At 39.4% G+C, this 15552-nt stretch carries 12 protein-coding genes; all 12 read left to right on the top strand.

From position 1 onward, the window contains the following. Positions 1-362 precede the first annotated feature (362 nt). On the top strand, positions 363-704 hold the full coding sequence (locus VB694_RS00900) for a carboxymuconolactone decarboxylase family protein (protein WP_323358428.1): 342 nt from the start codon (positions 363-365) through the stop codon (positions 702-704). A 422-nt stretch (positions 705-1126) separates the two neighbouring features. Beyond that, positions 1127-2683, top strand: coding sequence for an EthD domain-containing protein (locus VB694_RS00895; RefSeq protein WP_323358427.1), 1557 nt, complete (start codon positions 1127-1129; stop codon positions 2681-2683). A gap of 16 nt (positions 2684-2699) precedes the next feature. Further along, positions 2700-6305, top strand: coding sequence for a nuclear transport factor 2 family protein (locus tag VB694_RS00890; protein WP_323358426.1), 3606 nt, complete (start codon positions 2700-2702; stop codon positions 6303-6305). A 144-nt stretch (positions 6306-6449) separates the two neighbouring features. Next, positions 6450-6875, top strand: a complete 426-nt coding sequence (locus VB694_RS00885; protein WP_323358425.1) for a nuclear transport factor 2 family protein — start codon at positions 6450-6452, stop codon at positions 6873-6875. A 345-nt stretch (positions 6876-7220) separates the two neighbouring features. Next, positions 7221-7667: a nuclear transport factor 2 family protein gene (locus VB694_RS00880; protein WP_323358424.1), complete on the top strand. Its 447-nt coding sequence runs from the start codon at positions 7221-7223 to the stop codon at positions 7665-7667. Positions 7668-7796: 129 nt separating this feature from the next. Further along, positions 7797-8399: a DJ-1/PfpI family protein gene (locus tag VB694_RS00875; RefSeq protein WP_323358423.1), complete on the top strand. Its 603-nt coding sequence runs from the start codon at positions 7797-7799 to the stop codon at positions 8397-8399. Between the two features lie 54 nt (positions 8400-8453). After that, positions 8454-10274, top strand: a complete 1821-nt coding sequence (locus VB694_RS00870) for an AGE family epimerase/isomerase (RefSeq protein ID WP_323358422.1) — start codon at positions 8454-8456, stop codon at positions 10272-10274. Positions 10275-10362: 88 nt separating this feature from the next. After that, on the top strand, positions 10363-10722 hold the full coding sequence (locus VB694_RS00865; RefSeq protein WP_323358421.1) for an STAS domain-containing protein: 360 nt from the start codon (positions 10363-10365) through the stop codon (positions 10720-10722). Continuing rightward, positions 10722-12842 carry a glycogen debranching protein GlgX gene (glgX, locus tag VB694_RS00860; protein WP_323358420.1) on the top strand — a complete coding sequence of 707 codons (2121 nt, stop codon included), beginning with the start codon at positions 10722-10724 and terminating at the stop codon, positions 12840-12842. The genes VB694_RS00865 and glgX overlap by 1 nt, the downstream gene beginning before the upstream one ends. Positions 12843-12920: 78 nt before the next feature. Further along, a complete protein-coding gene (locus tag VB694_RS00855; protein ID WP_323358419.1) occupies positions 12921-13259 on the top strand; it encodes an anti-sigma factor antagonist in 339 nt (112 codons plus the stop codon). Between the two features lie 195 nt (positions 13260-13454). Then, entirely contained in the window at positions 13455-13874 is a 420-nt protein-coding gene (locus tag VB694_RS00850) for an ATP-binding protein (RefSeq protein WP_323358418.1), read from the top strand. A gap of 176 nt (positions 13875-14050) precedes the next feature. Further along, a complete protein-coding gene (locus tag VB694_RS00845) occupies positions 14051-15484 on the top strand; it encodes a GAF domain-containing SpoIIE family protein phosphatase (protein WP_323358417.1) in 1434 nt (477 codons plus the stop codon). Positions 15485-15552 lie beyond the last annotated feature (68 nt).

Raw genomic sequence — 15552 nt, 5'->3', positions numbered from 1 at the left:
TTTACTTATTGACATTAACTACTTAATACGTGTATTAGTTTTCATTAATTTAAACTTAATATTTGTTCTATGTAAAAAGTTATTAAAATCCTGGTTAACTCTAACAGCTTAATGCCAATCTATGGTAGTAAATATACATACAGCTAGAAGCAAAAAAATTATAATATTTTGGTTTTATGCTGTATATTTGCTAGAGGCTAGGTTAACCCGAGTTGAAAATAGAATTCAAAATCTAGTAGAAATCCTGATGGGGGGCTAACAAATCTTGATTTCTGACTAAAAGAAGGCTAAATTTTACTCCCTTTGACTACCAATTTTTGCATGGTTGTTAAATACCAAGATAATGAAGGAAAAATCAAGCTATGAAGTATGAAAATGCCGTTTTAGATGATTTAGAACTTCAAGAGGCTTTAAAACAGATAAATCCCAAATTTGGTGATTTTGTCACGCGAGTAGCAGGTGAAGCTTGGGGACTGCCATTAATTGACCAAAAAACTAAAGCTCTAATTACCATTGCTGTAGATGTAGTTAACCAAGGACAAGCAGGACCTGGAAGCCCCTTTGGCGCTCACGTCAGTATGGCTCTCAAACAGGGAGCAACTCCTGAAGAAATCGAAGAGCTATTGTTGTTCCTTTGCGCCTACGCAGGATTTAATAAAGTCGCAGGTTGTTTTGGTGCTTTAAACGAAATCATGGGCAAATAATTTTTCGGTGTAATTCTGGAATCCATCAATCTCGATTTGTAGCTGAGTAAAGTAAAATTACTGAAAGACGGAGATAAGGTTATTTGAGGAAAAATCAACTCACTTTTTTTAAGTAATAAGCATAAGTTGTCTACAAATGCAAGAGTTAATATAAAAATCATAAATATTGACATCAAGCAGCAGTTAAACCAACTTATTGTAATTTTGAAACAATTACATTAAACAAGCTCAAGCTTGTCACTGAATAATTTTTAAACCTGCTATCTCTATGTAGATAGTAAAAATTTATCCGTGAAAAGATAGGCGATCGCTTGATTTAAAAGTCTTGATTTAAAATCTTGATTTTTCTCAAGTTTCATTCTTGATTCTCATCAAAATGACATCAACAAAAATTTCAGTAGTGGTGGCAAAGGACAGCAATAATGCTTGCAGCAATCAATAACGCAATCAAAACTGATTATTCAGCACGGGATCAACAAGGAAAAGTAGCCTTTTATGTACTCCTGTGGAAGAGACAAGGCATCTCTCTAGAACTTTTTGATGACTATTGGAGAGACGTACACGGACCAGTTTGCGCCAGATTACCAGGACAATATCAATACTGGCAATTTCATGTAGCGCATAATGAAAGCGGCTTCTGTCCACAAATACCAGGTTTAGACTATAGAACCGACTCAGAAGATAACTTTGATGGTATCGCCGAGTTAACATTTGCAAGTGAAGCAGATCGTCAGACATGGTTCACAGCTTCAGCCATTCTAATGGATGATGAACACAACTTATTTCGTAAAGCCATCGGTTACAACAGCAGTCCTGGTAATTCCATCACTTATGTCGATAGAATTCCCACAGGAAATCCCAACGGTGAAACAGGGGTAATTAAATTTCACGTCATGGTGAAAAAAGCTCATAGCGCAACTACAGAAGCTTTTCACCGTTATCTTAAAGAAACCTTTGCTCCTTTAGTTAGCAGTAGTGATTCTCTGCTTAAATTCCGATTACACTTATTTGAAGAAGTAGATAATTCTCGACCTGATGCAGCAGGAGTTGGTCATTATGAACCAGCAGAAAAGCAATATCATGCAGCTTATGAAATTGCCTTTGCTAATCATTTGGAAAGAGAGAAATTTTTCGCATCTTCCGAATATTTAGCAGCCATAAAAGACGCAGCTAAATATATTAAACAAATTCAACCATTTCCCGAAAGAACAGCTTATACCTTTGTTTACGATGGTCAGATGACTTTGGCTGGTCAACGTAGTTCCTCAGTCGCAGAATTGATCACCGAAATAGGCGCAGTTAATCAACTTCAAGAAGATATAGAATCTCTCATGTTAAATCAAACTCTTTACAATCAACAAACCAACGGATTTTCCTCTTCCCAAAACGGACAAAGCCAACCAAAAGCAACAAAAAAACGCACTAATTACTATGCTGGTTTAGCCGCTGATTATTCTCGTCCGGGTTTAGTTACTCCTTACGTAGCCAAAAAACTGATCGAAGATGCAGAAAGAATTGTGTCCATGAAAGAACCAAAACTCCCAGAAATTGGTCCTTACTATACCCTGGCACAAATTGAGCAAGAAAACAGAGATTGGTGGCCTACCCATTGCGAAGCCTTAAGACAAGGAAGAGGCGATATTTTAACTGGAGAATATCGTGATGATCTGGTTTATTTCTGTCAGGATGGACCATACCAAGGTTTAGAACAACAAAAAGAAAGAGAAAAACATTGGTGGGCTTTAATTGCTCAACCAGGAGTGACAATGTGCTGGCCAATTGTCATGTTTTTTGGTGAACATACTTACTTTGAATGGAAGTGTGTGGATGATGAAACCAACGAAACTCTGGCTAAAGGAAATGTCACTTGGGTGCGTCGTGGCCATCGTGGTGCTTGCTATTTGAAAACTGAACAATTAACTTTCTATCGTGATGTTTTTGCTGCACAGGAATTATTGACATTGATCACCACTGCTTAAAATGCAACAGGAGCGAGTGTACAAAAACGCAGTTTTGGATGACCTTGAACTGCAAAAAGGTCTAAAACAAATCAATCCTAAGTTTGGTGATTTTGTCATTCGGGTAGCAGGTGAAGCTTGGGGTTTACCGTTAATTGACCAAAAAACTAAGGCTCTGATTACCATCGCCATTGATGTTGTTAATCAAGATCATAGAGGTCCTGGTAATCCCTTCGCTGCTCATGTAAAAATGGCGCTCCAGCAAGGTGCAACCCTAGCAGAAATTGAAGAGCTAATGTTATTTCTCTGTGTTTACGCAGGATTTAATAAAGTTGCAGCTTGCTTTGCTACCCTCAATTTAATTGTTGATGATTTACATCCCACATCAAGGACAGCAGCAATGCTTGTAGAAAGCAAAAAGGCAATCAAAACTGATTATTCAGCACGGGATCAAAAAGGAAAAGTAGCCTTTTATGTACTCCTGTGGAAAAGACAAGGAATATCAGAAGAACTTTTCGATAAATATTGGAAAAACGTACACGGTCCAGTTTGCGCCAGATTACCAGGTCAACATCAATATTGGCAATTTCGGGTAAATCATAACCAAGGTGGGTTTTGTCCGCAAATTCCTGGCTTAGACTACACAACCGACTCAGAAGATAACTTTGATGGTATCGCCGAGTTAACATTTGCCAGTGATGCAGATCGTCAGACATGGTTCACAGCCTCTGCTATTTTGATGGATGATGAACACAACTTGTTCCGCAAAGCCATCGGTTACAACAGCAGTCCTGGTAATTCCATCACTTATGTCGATAGAATTCCCACAGGAAATCCCAACGGCGAAACAGGGGTAATTAAATTTCACGTCATGGTGAAAAAAGCTCATAGCGCAACTACAGAAGCTTTTCACCGTTATCTTAAAGAAACCTTTGCTCCTTTAGTTAGCAGTAGTGATTCTCTGCTTAAATTCCGATTACACTTATTTGAAGAAGTAGATAATTCTCGACCTGATGCAGCAGGAGTTGGTCATTATGAACCAGCAGAAAAGCAATATCATGCAGCTTATGAAATTGCCTTTGCTAATCATTTGGAAAGAGAGAAATTTTTCGCATCTTCCGAATATTTAGCAGCCATAAAAGACGCAGCTAAATATATTAAACAAATTCAACCATTTCCCGAAAAAACAACTTATACCTTTGTTTACGATAGTCAACTGACTTTGGCTGGCCAACGGAGTGCCAAGGTGGCAGAATTGATTAATAACATTGGTGCTACCAATCAGATCCAAAATGATATTGTGTCCTTAATGGTTGGTGGTCAAACCAACGGTAAGGGTTTAATCAACAATAGTCAAACTGATCTAAAAAATAGCGCCTTAACTACTTCTGGTTTAGGACATTTGTTGCAAGGCGTTCAACACGTCGGTGTCACAGTTTATGACATGAATCAATCCCTTGAATTTTACACAGAAGTGTTGGGAGGAAAATTAGTTGTTGGTGAAAATGAGTTAGTCGGTGATGTCATTCAAAATACTCTTTTTCAACAAGAAGAATTGGATGCGATCGCTAAAGGTATAGATCCAAAAAACCTAGCTATTCCCCATCTCAGAAGCACCCAAGAAGACGCATTAGATGTTAAGTTTATTTCCTTTGGCAACACCGCTGTAGAGCTAATCTACTTCCGAGAAGCGGGTAAACCTCATGCCTCTCATACTTCAGTTCCTAGCATTCCTTCCCACATTGGTAATGTCAATGCCATGCACATTTCTTTCAACGTTAAAGAAGGCGTTGACTTAAATGTTTTTGCCAATATGTTGGAAACAGAATGTCATAAAAGAGGGATGACAAACGTTATTTGTAACCGAGTTGTCCACGTCAAATCTGAAGCTGAAAGAAGAGCAGTAGCGCAAAGATATAATTCCTTTAAATTTTGGAATGAACCAGAAGATTTAGCCGCAGGAGAACCAGAAATAGACTGGAGTCACGACCCAATGGAAGGCTGGTCTTTGTTCTACTGCAAAGGACCAAATGGGGAACAATTGGAATTTAACCAAGTTACCCGGAAAGTTAAAACCAGCTTCCAACAAGGAATGGCAGAATATAACCAAGCTAATGGAACTAACTTCACCTTTCCAGAAGCTAAAATTAGCAATCACATTCAAGGAAATGGGAAATCTGATCAAGTTCACAATGGTAAATTAGCTCATCAACAGACCGGCAAAAACGCCATATCTTTTACATTTAGCATTCCTGTAAATGCTGATTGGGAAAATGTTTGGAATGTGGTGTTAGACAAAATTGAAAATACATCACGTTACAACCCTGAAGCTCAAACTCCTAAAATTCTGGAGAGATATAGCGATGGAATGCTGCGTCAAATGAATGCCCTGGGCATGATCATCAAAGAAAGAATTACTATCAACAAAACATTAGGCTCAATAACACATACCTTGGTAGATAATCCTCTATTTCAAGGTCAGATAGTTAATCAAGTTGTGCGACCCACAACAAACACTCCTCTCACTATTACCTATACCCTGAACTGGGAGCCTGTGAATGAAGAAGGCCGCAAGATAGCTAACACCATTCAAGAAAGGCTCTACACAGCAGTGCAGAAAGCTGTACTCAGCGCCAAAGAAGTTGCTGAACAGCAAGAAGCACAAACAATAGTAGCAATCACAAACAGGAGAAACTTTATGCAAAGTAAATTTCCAGGAACAAATACAGACCTAGTCAAACGCTTGTTTTCTAGAGGAGAAGCCTTTGATTCAGAAGGTTTCATTACCTTTTTCACCGATACACCAGTGTATCAGTTCGGTAATTTCGATGTCTGTTTGGATAAAGAATCAATCAAAAAATCAGCCGATGCCTTCTTCAGTCAAATTGATGCTGTTTACCACGAAATTAAGATGATCTGGGAAGCCGGAGACGTAGTGTTCGTGGAAATGGATGTAGCATACTGGCGCAAAGATGGCTCGATGATCTCGCTTCCTTGTTGTGACATCTTCCGTGTTGAGGGAGATAAGTTCAGTGAATTGCGAATTTTTATGGATGTAAATCCTGTATTTGATCCAAAAATTCCTGTTCCCAAATCTGCGTCTGTGCTATCCATCAGCCAAGGTAAGGAAATGATAGCTCCTGGGACGATGAAAAAGCATTTTGCTGAACATCCTGAAGCTCAGGAGAGAATCAACCAAGGGTATGTGCCAAAATGGGCTATTGCTGGACCAAAATGGCCGATAGCATCGGTTGACAAAATAGCTTTATGTATAGAAATGGAAACAGCCGGAGGATCGTTTGATTGGGATAAGTTTCAGACTTATTTTACTGACGATATTACGTTCCGAGTTGGTGCTTCTGAAGAAGGTCATGGTTGGAAGGTAATAGCTGACTATTTAACTTGGTTTTATTCCATAGCTGAACCCCAATTACCTTTTGATTTCCGAGGAACATGGGATTTACCAGGGGTAGTGATTATTGAAATGGATGCTAAATACATTCGTCGCATTGATGGTAAACCAATTTCCTTTCCCTGTACTGACATTCTCAAATTTAATGAAAATAACAAGATTTATGAATGGCGGGTTTACCCAGACCAATCTGAACTGTGGATGGAGTCACTCAAAGGCCAAGCAAAATAAGCTCTGAGGCTTTTAATTAAACAGTTCTCAGATAGGAGATGGTGGCAACTTTTACTTCTAAACATAACCAGTCTAGACATCAGGTAAAAACCCAATCCCATCCCAAACTTGTTGATTAATTAGTTCAAATACAGGAAGAAAAACATGATAGCTACAAAGGTTGATAAAATCGCTCTTGTCATGGAAATGGAACAAGCAGGAGGGGAATTTAATTGGGATTACTTTAAAACTTTCTTTACTGATGATGTTCTATTCAAAGTTGGTTCTTCACAGGAAGGTAGAGGATGGCAAGCGATCGCTAACTATTTAAAATGGTTGTATTCCATTGCTGAACCCCAATTACCATTTACCTTTCGAGGAACTTGGGATCTACCAAATGTAGTGATCATCCAAATGGAAGCTAGATATATTCGTCGCAGCGATAGAAAGCCCGTAACCTTCCCTTGCACCGATATTATCAGATTCAACGACGATAACAAGGTTTGTGAATGGCGGGTTTACCCAGACCAATCGGAACTTTGGATGGATGAAAAAATCCCAAGACAGCATAGTCCCAGGACATATCGCTAAGAGGGTGTTTGAAAAGTTTCCAGCGACTAGAAGTCGCTACTACACAAACAAAGTCCCCCTGCGTGGACTAACGAAAAATTAAGGGTTTCAAACCCATGAAGATGGGTTTTGTCTGTGTAGCCGCGACTTCTAGTCGCCAAAACAAATAATAAATTAGACTTTGTACAAATTAACCATCAATTGATTATTTGTCATGGCGTAATTTACATTACAGAGGATGTGAAATCAAGGCAGAAAATTAAAGAAGATAGAAAATAGAGAAAAATTCAGCCCTTGTGATCAAAGTATTTAATCAGCAACGAAAGTAGATATTCTTAATCAATTGGCAGAAGACTTCAAAAAAAAATGACATTGCTTAAAAATATGCCAGAACAACAAAATCCTCAAACAGAAACCTTTACCTCTAAAAGCTCAACCTTAGAAATGTTTCCAGGTGTTCGAGCAGGAATTATCAAGCAGATTCTAGCTGCCAGCGATGAGATGAATATAGCAAAATCTCTCCAACTATGTACCGATAATGTTGTCTACAAATTCGGTAACTTGCCTATGGTAGTCGGCAAACAAGCCATCAAAGAATCATCGGCTGGTTTTTTACAGAATTTCCAATCTATAAAACACAACATTATCAGTATCTGGGAAAGTGGGGAAACTATCATTGTGGAGATGGAAGTAAGCTATACTCGTCACGACAATAAAATGTTTAACCTTCCCTGCTGCAACGTATTTTCTATGGAAGGAGATATGGTTCAAGACATGCGAATTTACATGGATATATCCCCAGTATTTACATAAAAACAACAAATTATGTAAAAAGCTCTAGGGAAAAAACTGTGAATTTTGATCTCATGAACAGTGACTGATACTTTCTCTGTCCTAGACATCACAACATAGATTAGTTTAGTAAGGAGTGAAAAATAAAGAATGGCAACTGAAAACAAAGGCAAAATTGGCGTACTAATTGAAGAACATTTTGACGGCACAGAATTCCGCCGTTTTAATGAATATTTCCCCGAACAAGGTTATGAAGTAGAATATATTTCTCATTTATGGGGAAACAAAGAATTACACTTTGGTTCAAACCCCGAAAATGATCAAGTAGAATATCATGTCACTGTCAGCACAGAAGTTAAAGATATCAAACCCAGTGACTACAAAGGCATTATTTGTATTGGAGCTTATGCAATGGATAGGCTCAGATATCAAGTCAATGTCAAAAAAGGTGAGAAAAACCAAGCTCCCGCAGTTGTTTTTCTGCGAAATGCAGTAGCCGAAGGTAATGTGAAATTAGGGACAATTTGCCATAGCTTGTGGTTATTCTGTGCAGACCCAGACTTAATCAAAGGTAAAAAAGTAACCTGCGCTCATAATATCATCTGTGATGTAGAAAATGCCGGGGCAGATGTAATTTATGAAGGTGATATCACTGCTGATTTAGTCATTGATGGTAATCTGATTACAGGCAAACATCCCGGCATGGTAGACCAATTCATGGAAACTTTTGTCAAAGAAATTGAGAAAAATTAGCTCTGTTTATCCATAATTTAACCTAATCAATTCTTATCAAAACTAGGAAATCTTATGACCACAAAAGTAGATTTTACCTTTTCTGATCTCATCGCTGGATACGTTACCGAGTATGACGGTAATAGCGACACATTTGGACTGCAAACTTCTGATGGCAGAGAGTTCCAAATTAAAATTAGTCCCATGGCCTTTGCTAAGTTAATTCAAAACTTTGACGAAGGCTATCCTGATGCAACCGCCAGCATGAGAGCCATGTTATTACCCGGAAGGTATTTATTTACCTATGGGGTATTTTATCCAGATAAAGATATCTTCGATGCTAAACAGATAGTTTTTGCTGGTCGTCAGAAAACAGATTACGTTTTCGAGAAACAAGATTGGTGGGTAAAACAGGTCAATGCTTTAGGCAAATTTTACCTCAAAGCTCAATTTGGTGATGGTGACTACGACTACCGCAGGTATCGCACTACTTTAAATCTGAGTGGTGTACAATCAACCACCAATTTCCGCCAAGAAACCGATACTATTTCCCGTCTAGTTTATGGTTTTGCTACTGCTTTCTTGATGACGGGGAATGATAGTTTCCTCAAAGCCGCTGAAAATGGAACTGAGTACCTGCGGGAACACATGAGGTTTGTAGACTCAGACGAAGGAATTGTCTACTGGTATCACGGTATTGATGTAAAGGGAGAAAAAGAAGATAAAATCTTTGCTTCCGAATTTGGGGATGATTATTACGCTATCCCTGCTTATGAACAAATTTACGCTCTAGCAGGTCCCATTCAAACCTATCGTTGTACCGGTGATCCCCGAATTATGGATGACACCGAGAAAACAATTAAGCTTTTTAACGAGTTTTTCCTCGATAAAGGCGAACATGGTGGATATTTCTCCCACATCGATCCCTTAACTTTAGATCCTCTCAGCGATTCATTAGGACATAATAAGGGAACAAAAAACTGGAACTCTGTCGGTGATCATGCCCCAGCTTACCTGATTAACCTGTGGTTAGCAACAGGTAAACAAGAATATGCAGATATGCTGGAGTATACCTTCGACACCATCGAAAAGCGTTTCCCTGACTACGAAAACAGCCCATTTGTACAGGAAAGATTCTTCCAAGACTGGTCTCATGATACAACTTGGGGTTGGCAACAAAACCGCGCCGTAGTCGGTCACAACCTGAAAATTGCCTGGAACTTGATGCGGATGCAAAGCCTCAAAGCTAAAGATGGCTATGTCAATCTCGCTCAAAAAATTGCTGATATGATGCCAGATGTGGGTAGTGATCAACAACGTGGTGGTTGGTACGACGTTGTAGAACGTACTTTAGCTGAAGGTGAAGAGCATTACCGTTTTGTTTGGCACGATCGCAAAGCTTGGTGGCAACAAGAACAAGCAATTTTAGCCTATCAGATTCTCGCAGGTATTCTGGAAAATAAAGAATATCACCGGTTAGCACGGGAATCAGCAGCATTTTATAACGCTTGGTTCTTAGATTTAGAAGAAGGTGGGGTTTACTTTAACGTTCTCGCTAACGGTATTCCTTATCTCTCTGGAGGTAACGAACGGGGTAAAGGTTCTCACTCCATGAGTGGTTATCACTCCTTTGAACTATGCTATTTAGCAGCAGTTTATACAAATCTGCTAATTACCAAACAACCAATGGACTTCTACTTTAAACCCATTCCCGGTGGATTCCCTGACAATATTCTCCGAGTATCACCAGATATTTTACCTCCTGGAAGTGTGAAAATTGGCAAGTGTGAAATCGACGGCGAACCTTACAGCAATTTCGATGCAGAAGCTTTAACCGTCACTTTACCCAAAACTAACGAACGGGTAAAAGTGAAAGTACAGATTGTACCTGTGTAACTATATATAGCAGGAAGAAAAAGGGGGATAAAACACTCCCCTTACTTCTTCCCCATATCTAAATGCAAATCTACCAGAAGTTAGCAACATGGAAGAAACTAAAATTGAGATTAATATCACAACGATTGAAGACATAAACATAGTTGTTTTGAAAGGTGATATAGATGCCAGTACAGCATCATCGGTAACAAAAGAAGTTTTACCTTTAGTTACACCCGGCAGTAAAATTCTGCTCGATATGATAGGGGTAGAATATATGTCCAGTGCAGGTTTACGGATGTTAAAAAGTCTCTATCATAAAACAGATGCCCAAAAAGTCCAACTGCTACTGGTGGGTTTGAGTGAAGATGTTACCGACACAATGACAGTAACTGGATTTATTGACTTTTTTAAGACTAGCGAGAATCAAGAAGCAGGATTAGAAGTCCTGAAATCAGGAATAGTTTAATGGAAAGAATTGATATTCATCCAACGCATACTTACGAAGGGTTTAAATTACGCAACGGAAAACCATTTCCGTTTGGTGCAACCCTAGTTCCCGGAGGAGTTAACTTCTCTGTTTTTTCGAGTTACGCCAAATCTTGCACTTTAGTCCTGTTTGAAAAGCACGCTAAACAACCTTTAGCAGAAATTCCTTTTCCTGAAGAGTTTCGCATTGGTAATGTTTATTGCATGACCGTTTTTGACTTGGATTATGAAAATCTGGAATATGGCTATCGTATGGATGGTCCAAATAATTTCCAGCAAGGTCATTGGTTTGACAGCAGCAAAGTTTTGATGGACCCCTACGCCAAAATTATTGGTGGTCGGGATGTTTGGGGTGTAACTCCTGACTGGAATGATATTTATCATCATCGGGCTAGAATTGCTTTTGATGATTTTGACTGGGAAAATGACCGTCCTTTGGAAATTCCCCCAGAAGATCAGGTTATTTATGAGATGCACGTCCGCAGTTTTACCCGTCATCCCTCCTCTGGTGTGAAAGAAAAACATCTGGGTACTTTTGCAGGTATCCGGGATAAAATTCCTTACCTGAAAGAGTTGGGTGTCAATGCTGTAGAGTTGATGCCTATTTATGAGTTTGATGAGTTTGAAAATAGCCGTCCTAATCCCCAAACTGGGGAAACTCTCTACAATTACTGGGGTTACAGTACCGTCGGTTTTTTTGCTCCCAAGGCTGGTTATGCGGCTACAGGCAAGTTTGGGATGCAGGTGGATGAGCTAAAAGCACTGGTTAAGGAATTACATAAAAACGGGATTGAGGTAATTCTCGATGTAGTTTTTAACCACACTGCCGAAGGTAATGAGCATGGTCCAACAATTTCTTTTCGGGGGATTGACAATAAGACCTATTATATGCTCACCCCAGAAGGATATTATTACAACTTTAGCGGTACTGGGAATACTCTTAACTGCAATAACCCCATTGTCAGGGGGATAGTTTTAGATTGTCTGCGTTACTGGGCTTCAGAATATCATATTGATGGCTTCCGGTTTGACTTGGCAGCTATTTTAGGTCGTGATCCTTGGGGCGCACCTTTAGCAAATCCTCCTCTGCTGGAATCTTTGGCCTTTGATCCGATTTTGGCTAAGTGTAAACTGATTGCTGAAGCTTGGGATGCTGGCGGTTTATACCAAGTCGGTTCTTTCCCGGCTTATGGCCGTTGGGCAGAATGGAATGGTAAGTACCGTGATGGGATTCGTAAGTTCTTAAAAGGAGATGGTACGGTTGGGGATGCTGCTCAACGTTTGCAAGGCTCTCCTGATTTATATGCTTGGTCTGGCCGCGCTCCCGCAACATCAATTAATTTCATTACGGCACACGATGGTTTTACCATGATGGATCTGTTTTCCTATAACGGGAAACATAATGAGGCTAATGGTGAAAATAATAACGATGGCACTAATGATAATGATAGTTGGAACTGTGGTTGGGAAGGTCCAACAGATAATCCAGGTATCAATGCTTTACGCCGTCGGCAAATTAAAAATGCCCTGGCTATGTTGATGGTGAGTCAGGGTGTACCAATGATTCTCATGGGTGATGAGGTGGGACGCACTCAGTATGGTAATAATAATACTTACTGCCATGATAATGACTTGAACTGGTTAGACTGGAAGCTGTTGGAAACTAATGCAGATTTGTTTAAGTTTTTTAAACACTGTATTGCTTTCCGTAATGCCCATCCAGTATTGAGAAATCCCTGGCATTTCCAAAACCGTGATTATGTGGGCAGTGGTTATGCAGATATCACTTGGCATGGCACAAGAGCTTGGGCTGCTGATTGGTCTGATGCTAGTCGAACTCTGGCTTTTATGCTGTGTGGAAAACACGCCAAGCAGGGAACTGTGGAAGATAATTATATCTACGTGGCTATGAATATGCACTGGGAAGCTCAGTGGTTTGAGATTCCTGGCTTGCCTGTGGGCATGAATTGGCATATTTCTGCAAATACTGGCGCTACAACACCCCATGATAGTTGGCAACCTGGTAGTGAACCGATGCTAGAAAATCAATCGGGATTGTTGATGGGCGATCGCTCTGTGGCCATTTTGGTAGGTAAATAAATTTGAGTTTGGCAAAGTTGAATTTGCCAGTTTTTAACCTTCAACCACTTTTTGTAATTCAAATACTCACAGGAAATTATGGCTTTAGATGTAACTCTGGAAATAAGTGATGATATCGCTAAAATTACCTTAGCTGGTGAACTGGATGCAAGTACAGCATCAATTTTTAAGACTAAGGTAGAAGAGGCTGCTGCCCAACATCCTAAACGTTTGGTGTTGATGATGCAAGACTTAGATTTTATGGCCAGTGCCGGACTCCGGGTGCTGATCTTCGCTAAACAACAGATGGGAAAATTGGATATTTATGTGGTAGGCGCTCAAAAAGATACAGTTTTGGAAACAATTACAAAAACTGGTTTCCATCACAGTGTCTACTTACTAGATGAGTACGACGCTGCAAAGATAGAAAAGGTGTAGTAATTTGTCATTGCTGAAGTAAAACATGAATTTAATTGTAGAGATGTTTTTGCCAAACGTCTCTACACAGATAAAACAAAATCAGGTTTCTACACAACATAAGTAACACAAAAATTTTAAAAGCTACCTATCTGCATTTCTGAGACGCAGATATTCAATCAAACTGATTATCCCTGTGTACAACAACAACTGTTTATGGAAACTTTAACCGTATCGGGAACACTAGATTCTTTAGGAGCGATCGCTAAATACGTGATCACAGCAGCCCAATCAGCCGGCTTGGATAAAAAAGCTACTTACAAACTCCGTCTAGCAGTTGATGAAATTGCCACCAATATAATTCTTCATGGTTATGAAGAAGCAGGTTTAGAAGGTAAATTAGACATATCTAGCAATTTGAAGGAATCAGCGTTAACTATTTGTATTGAAGATACAGGAGCTAGATATGATCCTTATGAAATGGTAACTGTGGAAGCTGAAGAATTAAACAAGCCTTTAGCAGAGCGATCCATGGGTGGACTCGGTGTATACTTAGCAATGGAAGGTGTTGATAAATATTTCTATGAACGTATAGAAGATAGAAATCGCAACATCTTCGTTGTAAATTGTAAATAGGCGATTTATAGATTTTTACTGAGGCTATTAAGCTATATTGAGTTAATTCAGCCCCCATAAATCTAATTTAACTAGGTTAAGCAATTGAAAAACATAACATATACAGGTTTTAGGCATCTAATTTTTGGTACAACTCAATTTAAATTGATGGTGGGAATCATTTGCTTAGGGGGAATATGAATTTTAACAATCAGACTCAAGCTGTAGATTACACAGAACTAGAATCACTCCGCCGTGAAGTCGCAGAACTCAGAAATGAAGGGGCTGCTTTTAAGGCTCAAAGTCATTTGCTAGAAAAATTAGTATCAATGGCACGATCCTCTACTGAAGGGGAGGTACTAAAAGCCGCTTTACAGACTACATTAGATGTGGCCACAGATCAAACTAACTCTGAAAAAGGTAGTCTGTTTTTACTGGAAACTTCTGGAAAAGTCGCAGATGCGATTTTATCACGAGCAGAAGTAACGCCAGAACAACGCAAAAATCTGATCGGTAATGTATTAGATAAGGGTTTAGCTGGTTGGGTAATCCGTCACCGTCAACTAGGATTAATTGTAGATACGGAGCATGATGATCGTTGGCTCACTTTGCCTAATCAGCCTTATAATGTCCGTTCTGTCTTAGCTGTTCCCATTATCAGGGGTGAAGAATTACTTGGTATTATCACTTTGTTACACTCTCAACCGGGTCATTTTACCCAAGAAATAGCCAACCTGATGTTGCTAACTGCTGACCAGATGGCCTTGGTCTTGGAAAATGCTCGTCTGTACTCAAAACTTGATAAATATTCAAAAGCTCTTGATGCTGAATTAGAAAAGGGACGACAAATACAGATTGATTTTCTCCCTTATGAATTAGTTAAATTACCTACTTGGGAAATTGCTGCTTGTTTTCATCCAGCCCGTCAGGTAGCTGGAGATTTCTACGACACTTTTGAGCTTCCTAATCAACAGGTAGGACTCGTAATTGCGGATGTATGTGATAAGGGCGTAGGAGCAGCTTTATTTATGGCTCTGATGCGGAGTTTAATCCGTGTATTTTCTTCAGAAACCCAATTGCGCGGCTTTGCTCGTCAAATTCTAGAAGAAAATCAGCCAACTGATGGTTGGATTGGTGAGTCTGGCTCCAAAAATTTAGCTCATCTAAATGCCCTGCAAGCAGTTTCTAGAACTAATGAATATGTTGCACAAAATCACTGGCAAATGAGTATGTTTGCTACCATGTTTTTTGGGGTTCTAGATCCAGAAACGGGGATACTTACTTATATTAATGGTGGACATGAACCGCTATTTATTCTTAACGAATCTGGTGTCAAGAATACTCTTAAATCTACTGGTCCAGCGGTAGGGATGATGCCTGGAAGTAAATTTAAAATCCAGCAAATTCAACTTGAAGTTGGTGATATTTTGATTGGCTATACTGACGGGGTGACAGAAGGCAAAAACCCTGAAGGTAAGTTATTTACAGACAAGCGACTGCGAGATATTTTGGAGCAACCATCCACTTCTGCTAGTGAGTTGTTAAATTCTATCAAAACTAATTTATTTGCTTTTGTGGCTGATGCACCACAATTCGATGATATAACGATGCTCTGTGTGCAAAGGAAATAATTAAGAAAGGTGTGGGGTTTGGGATATAGGGTGTAGTTTATAAAGGTGTCAAGCAGCTTATAACCTGA

This window comes from Anabaena sp. UHCC 0451 (assembly GCF_034931405.1).
Classification (GTDB): domain Bacteria; phylum Cyanobacteriota; class Cyanobacteriia; order Cyanobacteriales; family Nostocaceae; genus RDYJ01.
The sequence above is the reverse complement of the archived record's forward strand: the minus strand, read 5'-3'. Positions and strand labels throughout refer to the sequence as shown.

Bases quoted from the DNA above. Each gene is read 5' to 3' on its own strand.
- VB694_RS00845 (WP_323358417.1), top strand. From the start codon at position 14,051: ATGAATTTTAACAATCAGACTCAAGCTGTAGATTACACAGAACTAGAA.
- VB694_RS00875 (WP_323358423.1), top strand. From the start codon at position 7,797: ATGGCAACTGAAAACAAAGGCAAAATTGGCGTACTAATTGAAGAACAT.
- VB694_RS00865 (WP_323358421.1), top strand. From the start codon at position 10,363: ATGGAAGAAACTAAAATTGAGATTAATATCACAACGATTGAAGACATA.
- VB694_RS00885 (WP_323358425.1), top strand. From the start codon at position 6,450: ATGATAGCTACAAAGGTTGATAAAATCGCTCTTGTCATGGAAATGGAA.
- VB694_RS00895 (WP_323358427.1), top strand. From the start codon at position 1,127: ATGCTTGCAGCAATCAATAACGCAATCAAAACTGATTATTCAGCACGG.
- VB694_RS00855 (WP_323358419.1), top strand. From the start codon at position 12,921: ATGGCTTTAGATGTAACTCTGGAAATAAGTGATGATATCGCTAAAATT.
- VB694_RS00880 (WP_323358424.1), top strand. From the start codon at position 7,221: ATGACATTGCTTAAAAATATGCCAGAACAACAAAATCCTCAAACAGAA.
- glgX (WP_323358420.1), top strand. From the start codon at position 10,722: ATGGAAAGAATTGATATTCATCCAACGCATACTTACGAAGGGTTTAAA.
- VB694_RS00900 (WP_323358428.1), top strand. From the start codon at position 363: ATGAAGTATGAAAATGCCGTTTTAGATGATTTAGAACTTCAAGAGGCT.
- VB694_RS00850 (WP_323358418.1), top strand. From the start codon at position 13,455: ATGGAAACTTTAACCGTATCGGGAACACTAGATTCTTTAGGAGCGATC.
- VB694_RS00870 (WP_323358422.1), top strand. From the start codon at position 8,454: ATGACCACAAAAGTAGATTTTACCTTTTCTGATCTCATCGCTGGATAC.